General features: G+C 50.9%; 15 protein-coding genes. All 15 read left to right on the top strand.

What is annotated here, in order from left to right; translation table 11 throughout:
* Positions 1 to 13 precede the first annotated feature (13 nt).
* The 15 genes from A10D4_RS03585 to A10D4_RS03515 all read left to right on the top strand — a co-directional run bounded on the left by A10D4_RS03585 (position 14) and on the right by A10D4_RS03515 (position 17,240).
* The gene (locus A10D4_RS03585) at positions 14 to 1,744 is read left to right on the top strand and encodes a GspE/PulE family protein (protein ID WP_272942927.1); all 1,731 of its coding nucleotides are present in this window, start codon (positions 14 to 16) and stop codon (positions 1,742 to 1,744) included.
* A gap of 1 nt (position 1,745) precedes the next feature.
* Positions 1,746 to 2,963, top strand: coding sequence for a type II secretion system F family protein (locus A10D4_RS03580; protein ID WP_008487796.1), 1,218 nt, complete (start codon positions 1,746 to 1,748; stop codon positions 2,961 to 2,963).
* 2 nt (positions 2,964 to 2,965) lie between these two features.
* The gene (locus A10D4_RS03575; RefSeq protein ID WP_008487795.1) at positions 2,966 to 3,421 is read left to right on the top strand and encodes a hypothetical protein; all 456 of its coding nucleotides are present in this window, start codon (positions 2,966 to 2,968) and stop codon (positions 3,419 to 3,421) included.
* A gap of 90 nt (positions 3,422 to 3,511) precedes the next feature.
* Complete coding sequence (locus A10D4_RS03570; protein WP_008487793.1) at positions 3,512 to 4,102, top strand: type II secretion system protein; 591 nt, start codon at positions 3,512 to 3,514, stop codon at positions 4,100 to 4,102.
* A gap of 21 nt (positions 4,103 to 4,123) precedes the next feature.
* Positions 4,124 to 4,606, top strand: a complete 483-nt coding sequence (locus A10D4_RS14455) for a prepilin-type N-terminal cleavage/methylation domain-containing protein (protein ID WP_008487792.1) — start codon at positions 4,124 to 4,126, stop codon at positions 4,604 to 4,606.
* Between the two features lie 85 nt (positions 4,607 to 4,691).
* A complete protein-coding gene (locus A10D4_RS14450; protein ID WP_008487791.1) occupies positions 4,692 to 5,237 on the top strand; it encodes a prepilin-type N-terminal cleavage/methylation domain-containing protein in 546 nt (181 codons plus the stop codon).
* Complete coding sequence (locus tag A10D4_RS03555) at positions 5,231 to 5,731, top strand: type IV pilus modification PilV family protein (protein WP_008487790.1); 501 nt, start codon at positions 5,231 to 5,233, stop codon at positions 5,729 to 5,731. The genes A10D4_RS14450 and A10D4_RS03555 overlap by 7 nt, the downstream gene beginning before the upstream one ends.
* Positions 5,731 to 6,573 (top strand): prepilin-type N-terminal cleavage/methylation domain-containing protein, encoded by an 843-nt coding sequence (locus A10D4_RS03550; RefSeq protein WP_008487788.1) that lies wholly within the window; start codon positions 5,731 to 5,733, stop codon positions 6,571 to 6,573. Before A10D4_RS03555 ends, A10D4_RS03550 begins: the two co-directional genes overlap by 1 nt.
* Complete coding sequence (locus A10D4_RS03545; protein WP_008487787.1) at positions 6,563 to 7,027, top strand: hypothetical protein; 465 nt, start codon at positions 6,563 to 6,565, stop codon at positions 7,025 to 7,027. Before A10D4_RS03550 ends, A10D4_RS03545 begins: the two co-directional genes overlap by 11 nt.
* Positions 7,024 to 11,880: a DUF6701 domain-containing protein gene (locus A10D4_RS03540; RefSeq protein ID WP_008487786.1), complete on the top strand. Its 4,857-nt coding sequence runs from the start codon at positions 7,024 to 7,026 to the stop codon at positions 11,878 to 11,880. The genes A10D4_RS03545 and A10D4_RS03540 overlap by 4 nt, the downstream gene beginning before the upstream one ends.
* Before the next feature lie 262 nt (positions 11,881 to 12,142).
* Positions 12,143 to 13,960 carry an SUMF1/EgtB/PvdO family nonheme iron enzyme gene (locus A10D4_RS03535; RefSeq protein ID WP_237738522.1) on the top strand — a complete coding sequence of 606 codons (1,818 nt, stop codon included), beginning with the start codon at positions 12,143 to 12,145 and terminating at the stop codon, positions 13,958 to 13,960.
* Between the two features lie 162 nt (positions 13,961 to 14,122).
* On the top strand, positions 14,123 to 15,166 hold the full coding sequence (locus tag A10D4_RS03530) for a rod shape-determining protein (protein WP_008487784.1): 1,044 nt from the start codon (positions 14,123 to 14,125) through the stop codon (positions 15,164 to 15,166).
* 84 nt (positions 15,167 to 15,250) lie between these two features.
* On the top strand, positions 15,251 to 16,186 hold the full coding sequence (gene mreC, locus A10D4_RS03525; protein WP_008487783.1) for a rod shape-determining protein MreC: 936 nt from the start codon (positions 15,251 to 15,253) through the stop codon (positions 16,184 to 16,186).
* Positions 16,183 to 16,668, top strand: a complete 486-nt coding sequence (mreD, locus tag A10D4_RS03520) for a rod shape-determining protein MreD (protein WP_008487782.1) — start codon at positions 16,183 to 16,185, stop codon at positions 16,666 to 16,668. The genes mreC and mreD overlap by 4 nt, the downstream gene beginning before the upstream one ends.
* A complete protein-coding gene (locus A10D4_RS03515) occupies positions 16,665 to 17,240 on the top strand; it encodes a Maf family protein (RefSeq protein ID WP_008487781.1) in 576 nt (191 codons plus the stop codon). The genes mreD and A10D4_RS03515 overlap by 4 nt, the downstream gene beginning before the upstream one ends.
* Positions 17,241 to 17,288 lie beyond the last annotated feature (48 nt).

The following is a 17,288-nucleotide window of genomic DNA, read 5'->3' as shown; positions in this document are numbered from 1 at the left end:
ACCACGCTTAAAAATGCGCTTGGGCGATTTACTGGTGCACGAGCACATCATTAGTGAAGCACAGCTGGGCGAGGCGCTTGCGGCGCAAAAGTCGACCGGCCGTAAGCTCGGTGCCACGCTGATTGAGCTCGGTATGATCAGCGAATCGCAGTTGCTTAACTTTTTGTCGCAACAGCTATCGATTCCGCTGGTTAGTTTACAAGACCGCCGTATTCCCGCCGAAGCAGCGAAACTGCTGCCGGAAGTGCAAGCGCGTCGGCACCGCGCCTTAGTGATTGACGTCAACGATGACAGCGTGCTGCTGGGGATGAGCGATCCGGCCGACTTAGCGGCGTTGGACGCGCTGACGCCATTATTAGCGCCGCGTACCGTTGAATTGGCTGTGGTACACGAGGCCGAGTTGCTGGAAGCCTTCGACCGCATCTATCGACGTACACGCGATATCGAACAATTCGCTAGCCAACTACAAGAAGAATATGACGACGTCAGCGAATTTGAACTGGGGGCGTTAACCTTAGAAGACGGCAGCAGCGAGGCGACCGTTGCCAAGCTGTTAAAATCGATTTTCGAAGACGCCATTCAAGTACGAGCCTCGGATATTCACATCGAACCCGACGACCGTTTGCTGCGCATCCGTACCCGCGTCGATGGTGTGCTGCAAGAGAATGTGCTGGACGAAAATAATATTGCCGCGGCCTTGGTGCTGCGCTTGAAGCTGATGGCGGGCTTGGATATTTCCGAAAAGCGCCTACCGCAAGATGGTCGTTTTGCCATGAAAGTACGCGGCCATCATGTCGATGTTCGTTTATCGACCATGCCGGTGCAGCACGGCGAAGCTTGTGTGATGCGGCTCTTGGATCAGTCGGCGGGCTTATTGACGCTGGATCAAACCGGTATGCCGGCCGATTTAGTCAAACGCGTGCGGCGCTTGATTCATCGGCCGCATGGCATGCTGGTGGTGACCGGTCCGACTGGCTCCGGTAAAACCACCACCTTATACGGTATTTTGAGCGAGCTGAACAAAGCGGAGAACAAAATTATTACCGTGGAAGACCCGGTCGAATACCGTTTGCCGCGCATTTCGCAAGTACAAGTTAACGCCCGCATAGGCTTGGACTTCGCACGCGTATTACGTTCAACCTTGCGGCAAGACCCGGATATTTTAATGGTGGGCGAGATGCGTGACCACGAAACCGTCGAGATCGGTTTGCGTGGCGCTATTACCGGACACTTAGTGTTATCGACACTGCATACCAACGATGCGATTACCAGTGCCATGCGCCTCATCGACATGGGCGCGGCGCCGTATTTGGTTGCCTCGGCATTACGCGGTGTATTAGCGCAGCGCTTGATTCGACGGGTTTGTGACAGTTGTAAAGAAGCGTACCAACCCGACGACGCAGAACGTCAGTGGCTGCACCACCTTGACCCCGGTACCGCCGACGCCAGTTTTTATCACGGCCGTGGTTGTGCGCGTTGTAATCATACCGGTTTTCGTGGCCGGGTCGGGGTATTTGAATTACTCGAATTAGATGAAGCGATGATGGATTGTTTGCGTAATAACGACGCTCATGGTTTCACTATCGCCGCGCGGCGCAATCGACATTATCGAAGTTTAGCGCAAGCCGCACTGACCTATGCTATGACCGGTGTCACCAGCGTTTCAGAGGTACTCTATTTAGCCGAAAGCGTTGAAGAAAGTGACTTGCCATCGGTACCGCAGCGCGTGCTAGAGGACGACTAAGTTGGCTCAGTTCCGTTACAGCGCTCGCGACGCGCAGGGAAAATTGCAACAGGGAACCATGGAGGCGACTGACGAACGCAGCGCCGCTGATAGTCTGTTGCGGCGCGGGATCATGCCATTGACGTTAGAGCCGGTCAGCGAGACAAAGGGATTAGCGCTGCCTAACTTTTTTGCACGACGGGTAAAGCTTGAGAAATTGATCATTTTTACCCGGCAAATGTACTCTTTGACCAAAGCTGGCATTCCTTTGCTTAAAGCCATCGACGGTTTGGCGGAAAATAGCCAAAACAAGCGTTTACGGGTGGTGTTACGCGATATTGTTGAACAGCTCGAGCGCGGGCGTAGCTTATCTTCCGCGATGGGAGCGCATAAGCGGGTTTTTCCGCGTTTGATGGTGGCTATTGTGCATGTTGGCGAGAACACTGGTCAGCTAGAAGAGTCATTTTTGCAATTGGCGACGTACCTAGAGCAAGAGCAAGATACACGCAAGCGCATTAAAGCCGCGAGTCGCTATCCGAGCTTTGTTTTGATCGCCTTGACCATTGCTATCTTTTTATTAAATCTGTTCGTTATTCCGACTTTCGCCAATATGTTTCAGCGGTTTAATGTCGAATTGCCGCTATCGACTCGTATTCTTATTGAAACGTCAACCTTCTTTGAGAACTATTGGGCGCTGATCCTGCTGGCTTTGTTCGCCATTGTGGTGGGTATCCGAAGATATATTGCGGACGGTCAAGGACGGGTGCAATGGGATTACCTTAAACTGCGTATACCGATTGTCGGTAGTATTATTTCGCGCTCCATGATGGCGCGATTTGCGCGCAGTTTTTCGGTCATGTTGTCGGCCGGTGTACCGCTGACACAGGCGTTATCATTGGTTGCTGAAGCAGTCGATAATGCTTGGATGGAAAAGCGTGTGTTAGACATGCGGCGGGGTATCGAACGCGGTGAAAGCCTGACCCGCGTGAGTCGACAAAGCGCACTTTTTACCGCACTGGTGCTACAAATGATCGCCGTCGGTGAAGAAACCGGTCGGGTCGATGACCTGTTAGAAGAAGTCGCGGATTATTATGAGCGCGAAGTCGATTACGACCTGAAAACGTTAACCGCACGTATTGAGCCGATATTGGTCGCGGTGGTGGCTGGCTTGGTGTTGATTGTGGCACAAGGCATTTTCACGCCAATGTGGGATATGATGCGGGCTTACCAAGGGGGCTAGGCGTGCGTACAGAACTAGAAGAACAGCGTCATATGCGCTGGTTGCAGCGCTTGCTGGTATTAACGTTGGTGTTGATCCTGATGGGTATTTTACTCGGTGATTGGTTTACTGATGAGCAGCCGGGTTGGGAAAAGACCGAAGCAGAGTTAAGCATCAATCGCCTACAGCAAAATGTGGCCTTGGTACACAGTGAGTGGATGCGAACCGGGCGTGCCGATAGCGTTGTCATTCAAACTCGCCCTGACGCTGCGGGTGAGCAATTGTCAGTGCAGGTGAACCGCTTTGGTTATCCCGACGCTAATGTCGGTTGCGCTGTGCTTTGGCAGCAGTTGGCTAACGCCGACGACAATTTAGCCATCAGCGCCAGCCTCAGTGATGGCGTCTGCGAATATCGCTTGGGACAAAAGCGTTTGTTTATCTACAAAGCGCGCAGTGGGCAGGTAATACGGCTGAATTAGTGGATAATGTTGTTTAACCTGTTAAGCTAACGTTATAATTGCGGTTTGTTGATGATTATCATCGGCTTTTTGGAAGAAGGATCGAAAACAGTGAGTAAGTATCGGCAACAGGGCTTTACCTTAATCGAACTGATCATTGTGGTGGTGATTTTGGGCTTATTAGCGGCGTCTGCATTGCCGCGTTTTACCAGTGTCACTGCCGATGCCGAGGATTCCGCGTTAGAGGGGGTTGCCGGCGGTTTTGCCAGTGCCGTAGGAATTGTGCGTGCGCGCTGGGAACTGGACGGACGCCCCAAAGGCGATGCCAATGGCGCTGGAGTAGCAGTAGATATTGACGGTGTCAGCGTCAATGTCGATGGTTCGGTAGGTTATCCCGTGAGTGGCAATGGTAATAACGCTGCACATGACGAAAACCTAACCAGCCAAGATTGTAGTACGGTCATGCAGGCTATCTTACAAGGTGCGCCGACGGTGACCGATAACTACGCGCAGTTGGGCGAAAATCGCTATTATGTCGCTCAAGAAAATAATGGTACTAACGACATCTGTGTGTATTATTTGGCGAATACCATTAAGAACTTAACATCGGCGCCCAGTGGCACCGATTATCAATCGGTTGGTAATGCGTTCGTTTACGACCCGCGTACCGGCAACATTCGTATTTTTAGTCATAACGAGTAATCGTTTTTTTGAGGTAATATCATGCGCAAACAACAAGGTTTCACGTTAATCGAACTGATCATCGTGATCGTCATTTTAGGTATTTTGGCGGTGACTGCAGCACCCCAGTTTATGAACTTCTCTAGCGATGCTCGTGCGTCGACGGTTAAGGGGCTGGAAGGTAGTACCAAGGCGGCATCACAAATGGTACATGCTAAGGCTCTGATTTCCGATGATCGCCCTGTCGAAATTGATGAAGAAAATACCACGGTCGAGATTACTGCTGATACCACCTACGCCGCAGCAACTGAAGCCGGTATTGTAGCTGCCTTAGATTTAGGCGGTGATTGGGATAACGTCGTCGCGACAGCCGACGAAGGTAACGTTGAAACCGGTGACCTGCTGATTTATCCAAACAGCGTCACTGAAACTGGTGATGCGACTAGTGCTTGCTTTGTTTATTACCGCGCAGCGACCGCGACGACCAAGCCGGTGATTAGTTCGGTAACCTCGGGTTGCGAATAAGCCTGTTGCGATAACGATTTCGCAAACAAGCTAGCTATCAGTACGCTCGTCACTCCCGTGGCGGGCGTTCAAGTTGGAGGGAGTGATGCGACAAATCAAACCGTATGACTTCTTCCGCTACTGCAAATTTATCCCAAGCGGCGTTAAAGTAACCGGCTTCACCTTGGTTGAGCTATTGCTGATCATCGTCATTTTGGGCATTTTGGCCGTCGGTGCGGCACCGCTGTTAGTCAGTGATCGCAACGTCGACCAGTTAACCCTGCGCGAACAAGCGTTGACCATTTTACGGCAACAGCAATTAGTCGCCATGCAGCAAACCCCCAATTGTGTGCAAGTGGTGATAACGGCCACAGCGCTTGGTGCTAACCAAGGTAATTGCAGCGCGCCGGTACTTACCAATCCAGCTAACGACAGCGTCAATCACGTGGTTATTGACAACCAGAGTCAATGGCAGTTAACACCATTAAACGGCGGAGCGGCGTTGGCGCTACCCGCCGCTTTTCGATTTGATCCGTTAGGACGTCCTCAGGATAGCTGCAGTAATGGCTGCCGGTTGGCTATTAGTCCGCTCGATGGGGCTAGCAGTTATAACCTGTGCGTCGAGGCTGAAGGGTATATTCACTCATGTTAGCGCGCGGCTTCACGCTCATCGAAATCATCGTCGGCATCGTCGTTATGGCGATCATCGGTACCGTGGTCACGGCTGGCATGATGCCGTTGTTTCGGCAAAGTGTTGACCCGTGGCAACAGGTGCGGGCGGCAGAATTAGGACAGAGCTTAATGAACGACATCATGGCACGCAGCTATGATGAAAACTCCGATCGCAGTGGCGGTCAATTGCGCTGCGGCGAAAACACGGCGCCCAGTTGCAGTGCCAGCATGGGACCAGAAGCTGGCGAGAGCCGTGCTGATTATAATGATGTCGACGACTACCACGGTTTGCAGGCTTGCGACGCCGCCATTGCCGATATTTTAGGCAACTCGTTAGCCAGCGACTTTAGCGGTTTTTGCGTCAATGTCAGCGTTGCCGAAACACAAAGTAATCGCTCAAAGTTAATCCAAATCGCGGTAACCACGCCGACAAATGAGATTATCCGTTTTGCCAGTTATCGAGGTAACTGGTGATGACTGGGTTAACAGACACAAGCCGTCAGCGCGGGTTCACCCTGATTGAATTGATTTTGGTGATCATCCTGTTGGGGATTGTGGCGACAGCGTCGTTTCGTTTTGTCGGTATCGGTACGCAAGCCTACGTCGATGCCAATGACCGTTTGCGTTTACTCAACCAAAGCCGCTTTGTCATGGAGCGCTTAACACGAGAACTGCGTAATAGTGTGCCTAACAGTATTCGCATTGCCGCGAACTGTTTAGAATTTTCGCCCATGCGCTATGCCGGCACCTACTTTCAAGCGCCCATTCAGAGCACTGGCGATAAGTTGGTGTTGGTCAGTTTGGACCGTGATATTGACGGTAATCTATTAACCGCCAGTGTCGGTGACCGTGTTGTCATCAATGCCACTCAAGCCGGTTACCTCTACGATCTGGAGCAAGATCGAGCCATTCAACTTGCTACTGGCTTTAGTGAACAAATGCCGGTTGGAGAACCGCAGGGTGTGCGTGAAATGACCCTGACCGACGATGTTAACTTTGCCCGCTCCTCGCCGCGCCAGCGTATTTATGTCGCGGCGCCGCCAGTGAGTTACTGTGTTAACCAAGGTCAGGTTTATCGCTTTAGTGATTATGGTTGGCTAACCACGCCGCAAAATTTTACCGCCTTAAGCGGCTTAGCGACGCCACAATTAATGGCGCAACAAGTCACCAATACTGCCTCGCAAGCGGCCTTTCGGTTTAACGATGAAAATGTGTTAACCCGTAACAACGTGGTGCTGATTTATTTGACGTTTACCAATCAGGCGGGTGAGTCGATGTATTTTAGTCGTGAGGTGCATATTGCCAATGTCCCCTAACTCACTCGCAACAGGTCAGCAGCAATCGCGACAACGTGGTAGCGCGTTGGTGGTGGCGATTTTTGTCATCGTGGTTATCGGTGCCTTAGTGGCGGCTTTAGCACGGGTGTTGGGTGGCAATAGCCAAAGCGTGGTTTATGAAGTGTTAGGGACGCGAACATTTTTTGCCGCACAAAGTGGATTGCAGCATGGTTTAACCGAGCTCTTTCCGTTAAATAGCAGTGTTGCGCCGAGCTGTTCTGCGGTCACCGCCGAGCCTGCGCTAAACGCTGCTAACGACGCTTTTGCCGGTTGTCAGGTCAGTGTTATTTGTCGTGATAGCAATATGGCCGATAGTACATTGACGGCGACCGACGATGTCATTTTTCAATTACAGGCGACAGCTACTTGCCAAGCTGATGAGGTCCAAACTCAGCGCCGTTTAGTCACCGAAGCTAGGGTGTTGCAACCATGATGCGTCTATTGCTCGCCAGTCTACTGCTGTTGCTGAGCGTTGCCGCTGAGGCGGCAACTTATTCGTTACCAAATGGTGCGTTACCCTTTGGTTGCATACGCAGTGGCAGCACCGTGACTTGTACCAGTTTGACGCTGAATTTTAATGACCGGGTTAATATCAATAGCGCCACTACCTGGGTCATTAACGGTAACTTTACCAGTCGTGACCGCGTTTATATTAATAGTGGCGGCAACCCTGCGAACCTAACCATGCGAGTCAGCGGCAACGCTAATTTTGGCCGTGATAATAGCCTAGCGGGCAACCTAACCGTCGGTGGCACGGCAACGCTGAATGACCGGTTTATCCACAGCGGTAGTTTAAGCGCTGGCACATTGCAATCTTATTACGACGTGCGCATTACCGGTAATGTAGCGGTAAGCAACGGCTTTACCGCGTTCGACCGTGTTCGGGTCGACGGCAACATCAACGCGCGCAGCTTAACATTGGGCTACGATGCGCAAGTCACCGGCAACAATATTACCGTAACCGATCGTGTTTACATGAACGAGCGCGCCATTATCAAAGCCAACATTAAAGCTAGCGACATTGATATTGGGCGAGACTCGCAAATAACCGGCAGTTTAGAGAGTGGTAATGTGCTCATTCGTGAGCGCGCGAAAGTCGATGGCAACGTCAACGCGACCGGACGGGTGGACAATTACGGCACCATTACTGGCTACGTCAATTCGCCGATTATTAACGATGGTAGCGGTGGTATTCAGGGACAGACCTGCGACTACAACGAAAACATCGGGCCTTGCGTATTTGGCGCCAGTGCGTTGGGTTATTGGCGAATGAATCAGTTAGCTTGGAGTGGTGCCAATAATGAAGTCATCGACAGTAGCAGCAATGCTTTTCATGGCCGCGCTATCGGCGCTGCTAATACCGCCATTACGGCGCCGGCTCGAGTTGGCAACCCGGGTACCTGTCGTTACGGTGTGTTCAATGGCAGTAATCGTTTTGAAGTTGCGAACAACAGCGCTATCAATAACGCCAGCTCGGTATCGGTCGGCGTTTGGGTCAAGGCGCAAGCTAGCCAGCAGAGTAATGAAAGTTATCAAACGTTAGTGATTTATGGTTCCGGCCCAACCCAAGGCAGTAACGGTCGTTTTGAGTTTTACCGCCGTACCGCCGATGGCCGTTTATATTTTGAAATTCGCACTCGCTTTGGCAGCGTACGCGCAGTTTCGGTGTCCGGCAGCAGTGTATTCGATGGACAGTGGCACCACTTGGTGGGTGTTTTCGATAGTGCCAATAATCGTTTGCGCTTGTATGTCGATGGCAATCAGGTGAGTAGCAATAGTTATTTTAGCGACAATACGCTGAACTCTGTATCCGGGCCTTTGGCGGTTGGCTCGCAGGCATTTGGCAGTAACGGTATTAACGGCAACTTGGATGAACTCTATCTGGCCGGTCGTGCAATGAGTGCGAGCGAAGTGCAGACGCTCTATCAGCAAGTGAGTGAATGTGTAGCCGAACCCGAGCCTACCCCGCAGGCTTGTGTCGACATCTGGCCAAGTCGCGTGCAAAGTGGTTTTGGTTTTCCAAAGCCGCTTAATGAGTTGCTACCGGCTACCGGCTTGGCGCCAAATCCGTTACCGAATACGATGCAAGCTACCGATTATCGTTATAACGGCACGCAGACCATCGGCTCAGGCAGTAAACAAACCTCTGGCGCTAGCACCCGGCTATTTTTTAACGGTGACTTAACCATCGATAATAATATTACCCTGAACTCCAATGGCCCGAGTAGCAACTTGTTGCTGGTGGTGACCGGTAACTTAATCATCAATGATGGTGTGACCATTAATGGCTTTGTTGCGGTGGGCGGCAATATCACCATTAACAATGGTTTTTTTAGTGCTGCCAATGCCACCATTAACGGTGCTCTGAGTTTAGCGGGGCAAGCCAATGCCGCGTGCTCGGGATTGTTTTGTGGTAGCGCTAACTTGAACGTTAACGACCGCTTGTCGCAATTGGTTAATTTAGATGGTGGTAGTTTCTGCTACAACGGCGCTAACCAGTGTTTTACCGACATGTTTAACGATACCAATAGTTTTAATAACGAGTGGCAAGTTAACAGCAGTTCGGGAGGTTTTACACCGCAGCTGGTGGGAGACCGCTTACGTTTAACGCAAGATAGCCCGCGGCAGGCGACTCTAGCTATGTTAAAACAGGTATTCCCTGCCGCTAACAATTTGATTCAGATTGAGTTTGATTACTTTGGTTGGTCGCCAAACGGTGGTTCCGGTGCCGATGGTATTGCGTTAGTGCTTTCCGACGCCAATGTGGTGCCAATGCCGGGCAGTTACGGTGGTTCGCTAGGCTACGCACAACGCAATAATGGCGATAATGGTTTTGCTGGTGGTTGGTTAGGTATTGGCTTTGACGAGTTTGGTAATTTTTCTAATTCGACCGAGGGCCGTATTGGTCCGCAAGCTGGCCCTGAGCCAGGCTTCCGCGCCGACGCTGTGGCGATTCGTGGCGCAGGTTCGGGGCAAAGCGGCTATCGCTATTTGCGTGGTACCAATAGTTTAAGTCCGGCCATTGATACGCGTAATAGCAGTAACCCGGCGCCGGGCCATCGCTATCGAGTAACCGTCGATTCGCGCATCAGCAATCAAACCATTGTCAGTGTTGAACGCAATACCGGCAACGGCTTCGAAACCATCATTGCACCTTTTAATGTGTTCGATTACAACGGTCAGCAACCGACCGTCCCGGACAACTTTTTATTAAGCTTTACCGGCAGCACCGGCGACAATAGCAATATTCATGATATCGATAACATTCGTGTCTGCGCGGCGGAATCCTTCCCTTATGATGGCACTGTGGTTGACCATTATCGACTGCGTTTTAACAGCGACGCGCTCACCTGTACGCCCGCGACCATTAGCGTCGATGCCTGTACCAGTCCCAGTTGTGACCAAACCTACAGCGGCGCTAGTAGCGTTACGTTAACGCCGAGCGGTGCCAGTTGGACGGCTAATCCACTGGTATTTAATGGCGGTAGCGGCAGCGTTGAATTAGCACAAACTAGCGCCGCGACCTTGACCTTAGGCGTGAATACGGCGCAGTCGTCGCCGACCGCGATCACCACCACGCAATGTTACGCCAATGGAAGCAATACCCCGACCAGTTGCGATATCACCTTTGCCGACGCCGGTTTTGTGTTTACACCGATAGCGACACAGGTATCGGGTCTACCATTCCAGACGCAAATACAGGCGGTGCGGCGCAATACTCAAACCGGTGCCTGCCAAGCGTTTTTAACCGGCAACAATAACCTTGATTTAAGTATGCGCTGCGATGATCCGGGTAGTTGCAGTAATCTGAATAGCTATGCCTGGGCCGAATTAACCGCTAAAGGCGTTGGCCAGAGCAGTTATCAGCGTATTCCAGCCTTACCTAACTATCAAAACATCGCGGTCACCTTTGACAACCAGTCGCGTACCAGCTTGGATGTGAATTACGGTGATGCTGGCGCAATTAGCCTGCATGCACGCAAGCAATTACCAAATGGTGCAGTCTTAACCGGTAGCTCGGAGCGTTTTGTGGTGCGCCCAGCCTCGGCGCGTTTAACCGCTAACGCAAATCACAGCTATAGCAATGGCATTATTGCCCGCGCCGGTGAAGATTTTAGTGGGGTACTGGAAGCCCTTAATGCACAAGGCAATATCACCCCCAACTTTGGCAATGAAGCACAGCCTCATCGGCTGACGCTGGCAAGCACCGCCGATGCTGTCGAAAGTTTTGATGGTGACTTGGCGGGCATTAGCTTTAGCAAAACCGGCGCGGCGCAGTTTACTGCTAACGCTCTTGAGTATAGCGAGGTAGGCCATGCGCAATTTACCATTCAGTTTGCTAACGGCGGCAACAGCAACGATTATCTTGCTGCGGGTTCGCTTAACCAAATGAGTGCGGTGGTGGGGCGCTTTGTGCCGTATCACTTTAAGCAAGCCTCAGCCAGTGTCACGCCTGCTTGCGCAGTCGGTGATTTTACCTATATGGGACAAGCTTTTAGTGGTGTTGTTGATGCCGTTAGAGCCGAGAACCGTTACGGTAATGTGACGCGCAATTATCAGGCCGGGCTAGCTAAGGCGAAAGCGCTCTTGGTCGCCGAAGCCGGCAGCAGTAACTTGAGCAGCCGTATTAGTCCTAGCGCCGCGGTGCCGATTAGCTGGTCTGAGGGTGTCGGTCAGTTCAGCGTGAATGCAACGTTGGCGCGCGCAGCACAAGCCGATGGTCCCTACGATAATTTTCAATTGGGTTGGTATGCCGAAGACAATGACGGCAATTATAGCCACTTAATGGCAACTGGGCTTAGCGTACCGGCGGCATGTAATGGCGCGCGCTGTGCGGCTATCGGGAACACATTTAAACAACGCTACGGTCGCTTAGTGCTACCTGATGTCAATGGTTCAGATATTGAAAACATCGGTGTCGAGGCCTTCGTCGAATATTGGAACGGTGAGCGTTTTGTTTTAAATCAAGATGATAGTTGCAGTACTTTAACGGCTGCTAACTTTAGCGCCGTAACCGATGCCGATGGCTTATTTCAAACACCAGTTGGCGATAGTCCACTAGCGTTAGCAAACGGCCAGCTACCCTTTAACCGGTTACAGTGGCCGCACGATAATCGCGCCGGTGAATTCGAGTTCGAATACGCGGTGCCGGATTATTTAAGGTTTGGTTGGTTTAATGACGAAGCGGGTTACGGCGATAATAATCAGCCGCCTCGAGCGTCTGTGATCTTTGGCCAATACCGGGGTAATGACCGTTTAATTTACTGGCGCGAAGTGGGTTGGTAAGGTAAAAATACAATTTAGGTCGAAACTAGCTTGCGCTTTTGTCGGCAAGCAAATAGCATAAAGCTGTATTTTTGTAGCAATTGTCGTTGGATCTCATAGCGATTTGACGAACACACATAACGTTGACGAACGTTTGTTTTATTACAATAACGAAGGCGTAGCCGTTCATCAGAAATAGAGCACGCCCGGTTATTTTCAAGCTTGGAATGGAACAATGATGCGATTGGCTCGACTGGCACTGCTCGTGACCACGACTTTGACGATGGCGAATGCAGCTTTAGCTGCTGAACCCACCGTTGAAGAAATCTCGAATCAAATCAGTACTTTACAGTCTCAGTATGAGAACTTTTCGGATAATGTCGATAGTTTAGTACGAGAAGAACAGCAGTTGCGTGAGCAGTTGCAGTCGTTACGTAAACGTAGTGATGAACTAGAAGCAGCGCGTAAAGCGGCGCTTGAAGAAATGAACAACCGGTATCAATTGCTGATTGAAGACCCGAGCGTAGATATCAGCTCTGCTCAACAAAGCTATCAACAAGCGGTTGCCGCGCACCAGCAAAATAAAGAAGATATTAAAACTCAGGTGCAATTGGTTAACGCCAAGAAAGCCGAGGTTGAGCGTGTACGACTAAGTAAGCACAGCTTAATCAACGAAATTGAGATCCTTAAAGAAAAGCGTACCACCGCTCGTATCGATCGCTTACGTGATGAATTTAACCAGACTGGTACCTTAGAAGTTAGCCAGTCTATTGTTTGTGACCGTCAGGAAACACTTAGCCAGTGTGAAACGCGTGGCAAACTATTGGCTAAACAAAAAGCCTCAAAAGATTATCTAAACCAGCTGTTTGACAGCCTCTCCGAAGCCGAAGTCGCTCGTAAGAACCAAGAAAAAGCCAGTCCGAATGTGCAAATCTTGGGCTCAAAAGTGGTCAGTAACGGTTTTAGTGGGCAAGGTAACTATGGCGTAAAATTGGCGGTTGAGCTGCGTGGTCAGTTACAAGAAACTCAAGCTTGTAGCTTATTAGACGTTGATTTGCGCTACTGTGCTGAGGGCTCGCTGGGAAAGGCTGAAGCCACTGGTGACCAGAACCAACCGATAGATTCGTCGGTTATGCATCGTCTGACGGTGCGTTCTAACGTATACGACGACGAAGTCTTCATCGACGGCGTTAGCTATGGCTCGACGCCGTTAGAAGTGATGTTACCAGCTGGCGAACACGAAGTAGAAATCGGCAAGTTTGGCTATGAGAGCTATGTCGACCAATTACTATTGAAAGACGCCACATCGGTACGCGCTGAACTAAGCCGTTCGTCTTATTCGTTTACCAAGGGCGAGAAGATTCAAGATATTTTATTTCGCGATGTACGTGGTCCTGAATTAGTCGTTGTGCCGTCGGGCAAATTTAAGATGGGCGATTTAACCGGTAATGGCCTGCCTAACGAACGCCCTGCCGAAACGCGCAGCATCGATGCATCGTTCGGTATTAGCGACACCGAAATCACCGTCGATGCTTTTCGACAGTTTGTCAATCAGACCGCTTACGTGACTGACGCCGAAAAGGGCAACGGTTGTGCCGTATTTGAGGGCGGTGAACCGATTTTTAAGGCCAAGCTTAACTGGCGCGAGCCGGGTTTTACCCAAGCCGATAACGCACCGGTGGTCTGTGTCAGTTATGCTGACGCACAAGCTTATGTGACCTGGTTGACCGAGACTAGTGGTTATAAATACCGTTTACCGACCGAAGTACAGTGGGAATATGCCGCTCGAGCAGGTACCGAAAGCGATTTTTGGTGGGGTGATAACGTCGGTATCGACAAAGCTAACTGTCGCGCTTGTGGTAGTGCTTGGTCTGGTCGCTCGACCGCTCCGGTAGGCGCTTTCAAACGTAACCCATGGGGCTTATTTGATACCGTCGGTAACGCTTGGGAGTGGACCACCGATAGTGAGCGTGACGCTGCTGTAGTACGTGGTGGTGCCTGGAATTTCGCACCGAGTTTAGCGCGCGTGTCAACGCGCATGGAACTTCCTAAAGATTTTCGCTCTAACTACGTAGGTTTCCGCGTGATTCGAGCTCAATAAGTCTCACGCGTCAGGTGCGCACGGTTAATAAGGCTGTGACAGAGTTCACAGCCTTTTTTGTAAAAGGCGGCAGTATCGGCGCTGCCTAGCTTGCCGCTAGCGCAGTAGATTGGTAAAGTTACACGGTTTTCTAAGAATTATTACAGTAGGATCTACCTGCCCATGTTTAAAAAGCTCCGCGGTCTGTTTTCAAACGACCTGTCTATCGATTTAGGAACAGCTAACACCCTGATTTATGTGAAGGATGAAGGCATTGTATTGAATGAGCCTTCAGTGGTGGCGATTCGTCAGGAGCGCTCAGGTGGACCCAAAAGCGTGGCCGCGGTGGGTACCGCAGCCAAGCAAATGTTAGGCCGTACACCAGGTAACATTAAGGCTATCCGTCCGATGAAAGACGGTGTTATCGCCGACTTTTATGTGACCGAAAAAATGTTACAGCACTTTATTAAGCAAGTGCATGATAGCCATTACTTTCGCCCTAGTCCGCGTGTGTTAGTTTGTGTGCCTTGTGGCTCGACTCAGGTTGAGCGACGTGCCATCCGTGAATCGGCGCTAGGTGCTGGTGCGCGCGAAGTGCATTTGATTGATGAACCGATGGCGGCGGCCATTGGTGCTGGGCTACCGGTTTCTGAAGCAACCGGCTCCATGGTGGTCGATATCGGTGGCGGTACCACAGAGGTTGCCATTATTTCATTGAACGGCGTGGTGTACTCGTCATCGGTACGTATTGGTGGCGATAAGTTTGACGAAGCCATCATTAATTATATTCGCCGTAACTTTGGTGCGTTGATTGGTGAAGCCACTGCCGAGCGTATTAAACATGAAATAGGTTCGGCTTTCCCGGGCGACGAAGTGAAAGAAATTGAAGTGCGTGGTCGTAATTTGGCTGAAGGGGTGCCGCGCTCATTTACGCTCAACAGCAACGAGATTTTAGAAGCCCTGCAAGAGCCGCTGATGGGCATCGTCAGCGCGGTTATGGTGGCGCTAGAACAGTCACCGCCAGAACTGGCGTCGGACATCTCCGAACGCGGTATGGTGTTAACCGGTGGTGGCGCGTTGTTGAAAGATTTAGATCGATTATTGATGGAAGAAACCGGTATCCCAGTCATTATCGCCGACGATCCACTGACCTGCGTTGCTCGTGGTGGTGGTAAGGCACTGGAAATGATCGATATGCACGGTGGTGACCTTTTTAGCTACGAATAAAGCGTTCGGGTAGCTCAACAAGTTCACCGCAAACGATAATGGGCAAGCGATGGTTAATGATTTTCAGGTAATTTTACAAACGGCATGAATTCACTGTTTGGTCGTGGCCCATCATTACGTATCAGGCTAGTGCTCGCACTGGCCTGTTCCTTTCTTCTCGCTTTTATTGACCACCGCTTAAATGCACTGCAACCGGCGCGTCTATTCTTGAATTCGTTAGTGACACCGATTCAATATCTGGCCATCATGCCCGAGCAATTGCTTGATAACGTCGCTGAATCATTACAAAGCCGTACTGCCTTGCAACAAGAGAACGCCGAGTTGCGAGAACAAATGCTGGTGCTGCAAGGCCGCTTACAACGCTTTCATTTTCTGCAAAACGAAAATAGCCGCTTACGTGAGTTACTCGACTCTGAACCGCGCCAAGAAAGTCGGCGCATGGTCGCCGAGGTGATTGCGGTTGCTTCCGATCCCTTTAGTCATCAGCTGGTAATCAATAAGGGCACACTCAATGGTGTTTACCAGTCGCAGCCGGTATTGGATAGTCGCGGCATCATCGGTCAAGTGGTGTCAGTGGGTACCAATACCTCGCGTATCATTTTAATTTCTGACCAAAGCCATGCCATTCCGTTACGCGCGGAACGTAATGATTTACGCGTTTTGGCGCAGGGTATCGGAGATATGCAGCAGTTAGAGCTGATGTTCGTGCCGCACAGCACCGATCTTGAGGTTGGCGATATGCTAGTCTCATCAGGATTGGGCGGAGTTTTTCCTGAGGGCTACCCGGTGGCTGCGGTAACGCGTATTTTACGAGATGAGTCGTTGCCGTTTGCGCGTGTTTATGCGCAACCGGTAGCCGCACTTGACCGAGTGCGCGCGGTATTGCTGTTATGGCCAGAGAACGCTGGCGAAGCACCTATTTATGAGCCCAACGACGGTAGTGATTTACCCTTGTTGCCAATAGCAGAGGGCGATACCGCCACGGCGCCAACGCCAGCCAACCAGGAGGGCGGCCAATGAGGTGGTTTAAGCGTGGCGTCGGGGTGCTGCTGTGTACCTACTTACTGGCATTGATTTTTATGGTCATGCCGATGCCTGGCAGTTTTGATGCTTACCGCCCTGATTGGTTAGCCATCGTCATGCTGTATTGGGTAATCGCGTTACCACACCGGGTTAATATTGGTACCGCTTGGCTACTTGGCTTATTAGCCGATGTTCTATTGGGTTCAACACTAGGCATTCATGCCGCCGCGATGGCGATTATGGTTTATTTTGCGGCACGCCACTTTCAGAAGATCAGAAACTTTTCGTTGTCGCAGCAAATGCTCATTGTACTGATTCTGGTATTGCTAAAACGTGCGCTGGTATTCGAAATAGAGCACTTTATTAACAACGCACCTTTCGTCTGGAGTTATTTCTTACCAGCACTGACATCGGCTATTATTTGGCCTTGGCTGTTTTTATTATTACGTAAACTCAGACGACAATTTGGCGTTTCATGAAAACATTGTATTTAGCCTCGGCGTCGCCGCGTCGTCAGCAATTGCTAAGCTTGTTGCGTCCGCAATTTCACCAACGCCCCAGTCATATTGTCGAGCAACGTCAGCCGCATGAAGCGGCGTTGCCTTATGTGCAGCGTTTGGCAGCAGAAAAAGCGGCAGCCAGCTGGACGGAGTTAACCGCTGCGGAGCAGCAGCAAGGGTTGGTGCTGGGCGCCGATACGATAATCGTTTGTGACCAGCAAGTGCTCGAAAAGCCGCGCGATAAAGCGCATTTTATGAGCATGATGTCGATGCTGAGCGATCGAACGCATCAAGTTGTTACTGCCATTTATGGGCAAACCGCCAATGCCATCGCACAGCAACAGGTGGTGACCGACGTCAGCTTTGCCAGCATCAGCGAAGCACAAGCTGAGGCTTATTGGGCCAGCGGTGAGCCACAAGACAAAGCCGCAGGCTACGCCATTCAAGGTGGAGCTGGGCGCTTTGTGACGCAATTATCGGGCAGCTATTTTGCGGTAGTCGGGCTACCCTTATATGAAACCGAACAACTTTTGCTCACGCTAGGTGGTTAATGCCTATCAGGTCTGCTCAGCGAATGACTGCAAGCGATAAGGAGTGCC

This window comes from Idiomarina xiamenensis 10-D-4 (assembly GCF_000299895.1).
GTDB classification, from domain to species: Bacteria; Pseudomonadota; Gammaproteobacteria; order Enterobacterales; family Alteromonadaceae; genus Idiomarina; species Idiomarina xiamenensis.
Note: the sequence above shows the minus strand (reverse complement) of the source record. Positions and strands in the feature narration are given on the sequence as shown.

Bases quoted from the DNA above. Each gene is read 5' to 3' on its own strand.
- A10D4_RS03585 (WP_272942927.1), top strand. From the start codon at position 14: ATGCGCTTGGGCGATTTACTGGTGCACGAGCACATCATTAGTGAAGCA.
- A10D4_RS14455 (WP_008487792.1), top strand. From the start codon at position 4,124: ATGCGCAAACAACAAGGTTTCACGTTAATCGAACTGATCATCGTGATC.
- A10D4_RS14450 (WP_008487791.1), top strand. From the start codon at position 4,692: ATGCGACAAATCAAACCGTATGACTTCTTCCGCTACTGCAAATTTATC.
- A10D4_RS03555 (WP_008487790.1), top strand. From the start codon at position 5,231: ATGTTAGCGCGCGGCTTCACGCTCATCGAAATCATCGTCGGCATCGTC.
- A10D4_RS03550 (WP_008487788.1), top strand. From the start codon at position 5,731: ATGACTGGGTTAACAGACACAAGCCGTCAGCGCGGGTTCACCCTGATT.
- A10D4_RS03545 (WP_008487787.1), top strand. From the start codon at position 6,563: ATGTCCCCTAACTCACTCGCAACAGGTCAGCAGCAATCGCGACAACGT.
- A10D4_RS03540 (WP_008487786.1), top strand. From the start codon at position 7,024: ATGATGCGTCTATTGCTCGCCAGTCTACTGCTGTTGCTGAGCGTTGCC.
- A10D4_RS03535 (WP_237738522.1), top strand. From the start codon at position 12,143: ATGGCGAATGCAGCTTTAGCTGCTGAACCCACCGTTGAAGAAATCTCG.
- A10D4_RS03530 (WP_008487784.1), top strand. From the start codon at position 14,123: ATGTTTAAAAAGCTCCGCGGTCTGTTTTCAAACGACCTGTCTATCGAT.
- mreC (WP_008487783.1), top strand. From the start codon at position 15,251: ATGAATTCACTGTTTGGTCGTGGCCCATCATTACGTATCAGGCTAGTG.
- mreD (WP_008487782.1), top strand. From the start codon at position 16,183: ATGAGGTGGTTTAAGCGTGGCGTCGGGGTGCTGCTGTGTACCTACTTA.
- A10D4_RS03515 (WP_008487781.1), top strand. From the start codon at position 16,665: ATGAAAACATTGTATTTAGCCTCGGCGTCGCCGCGTCGTCAGCAATTG.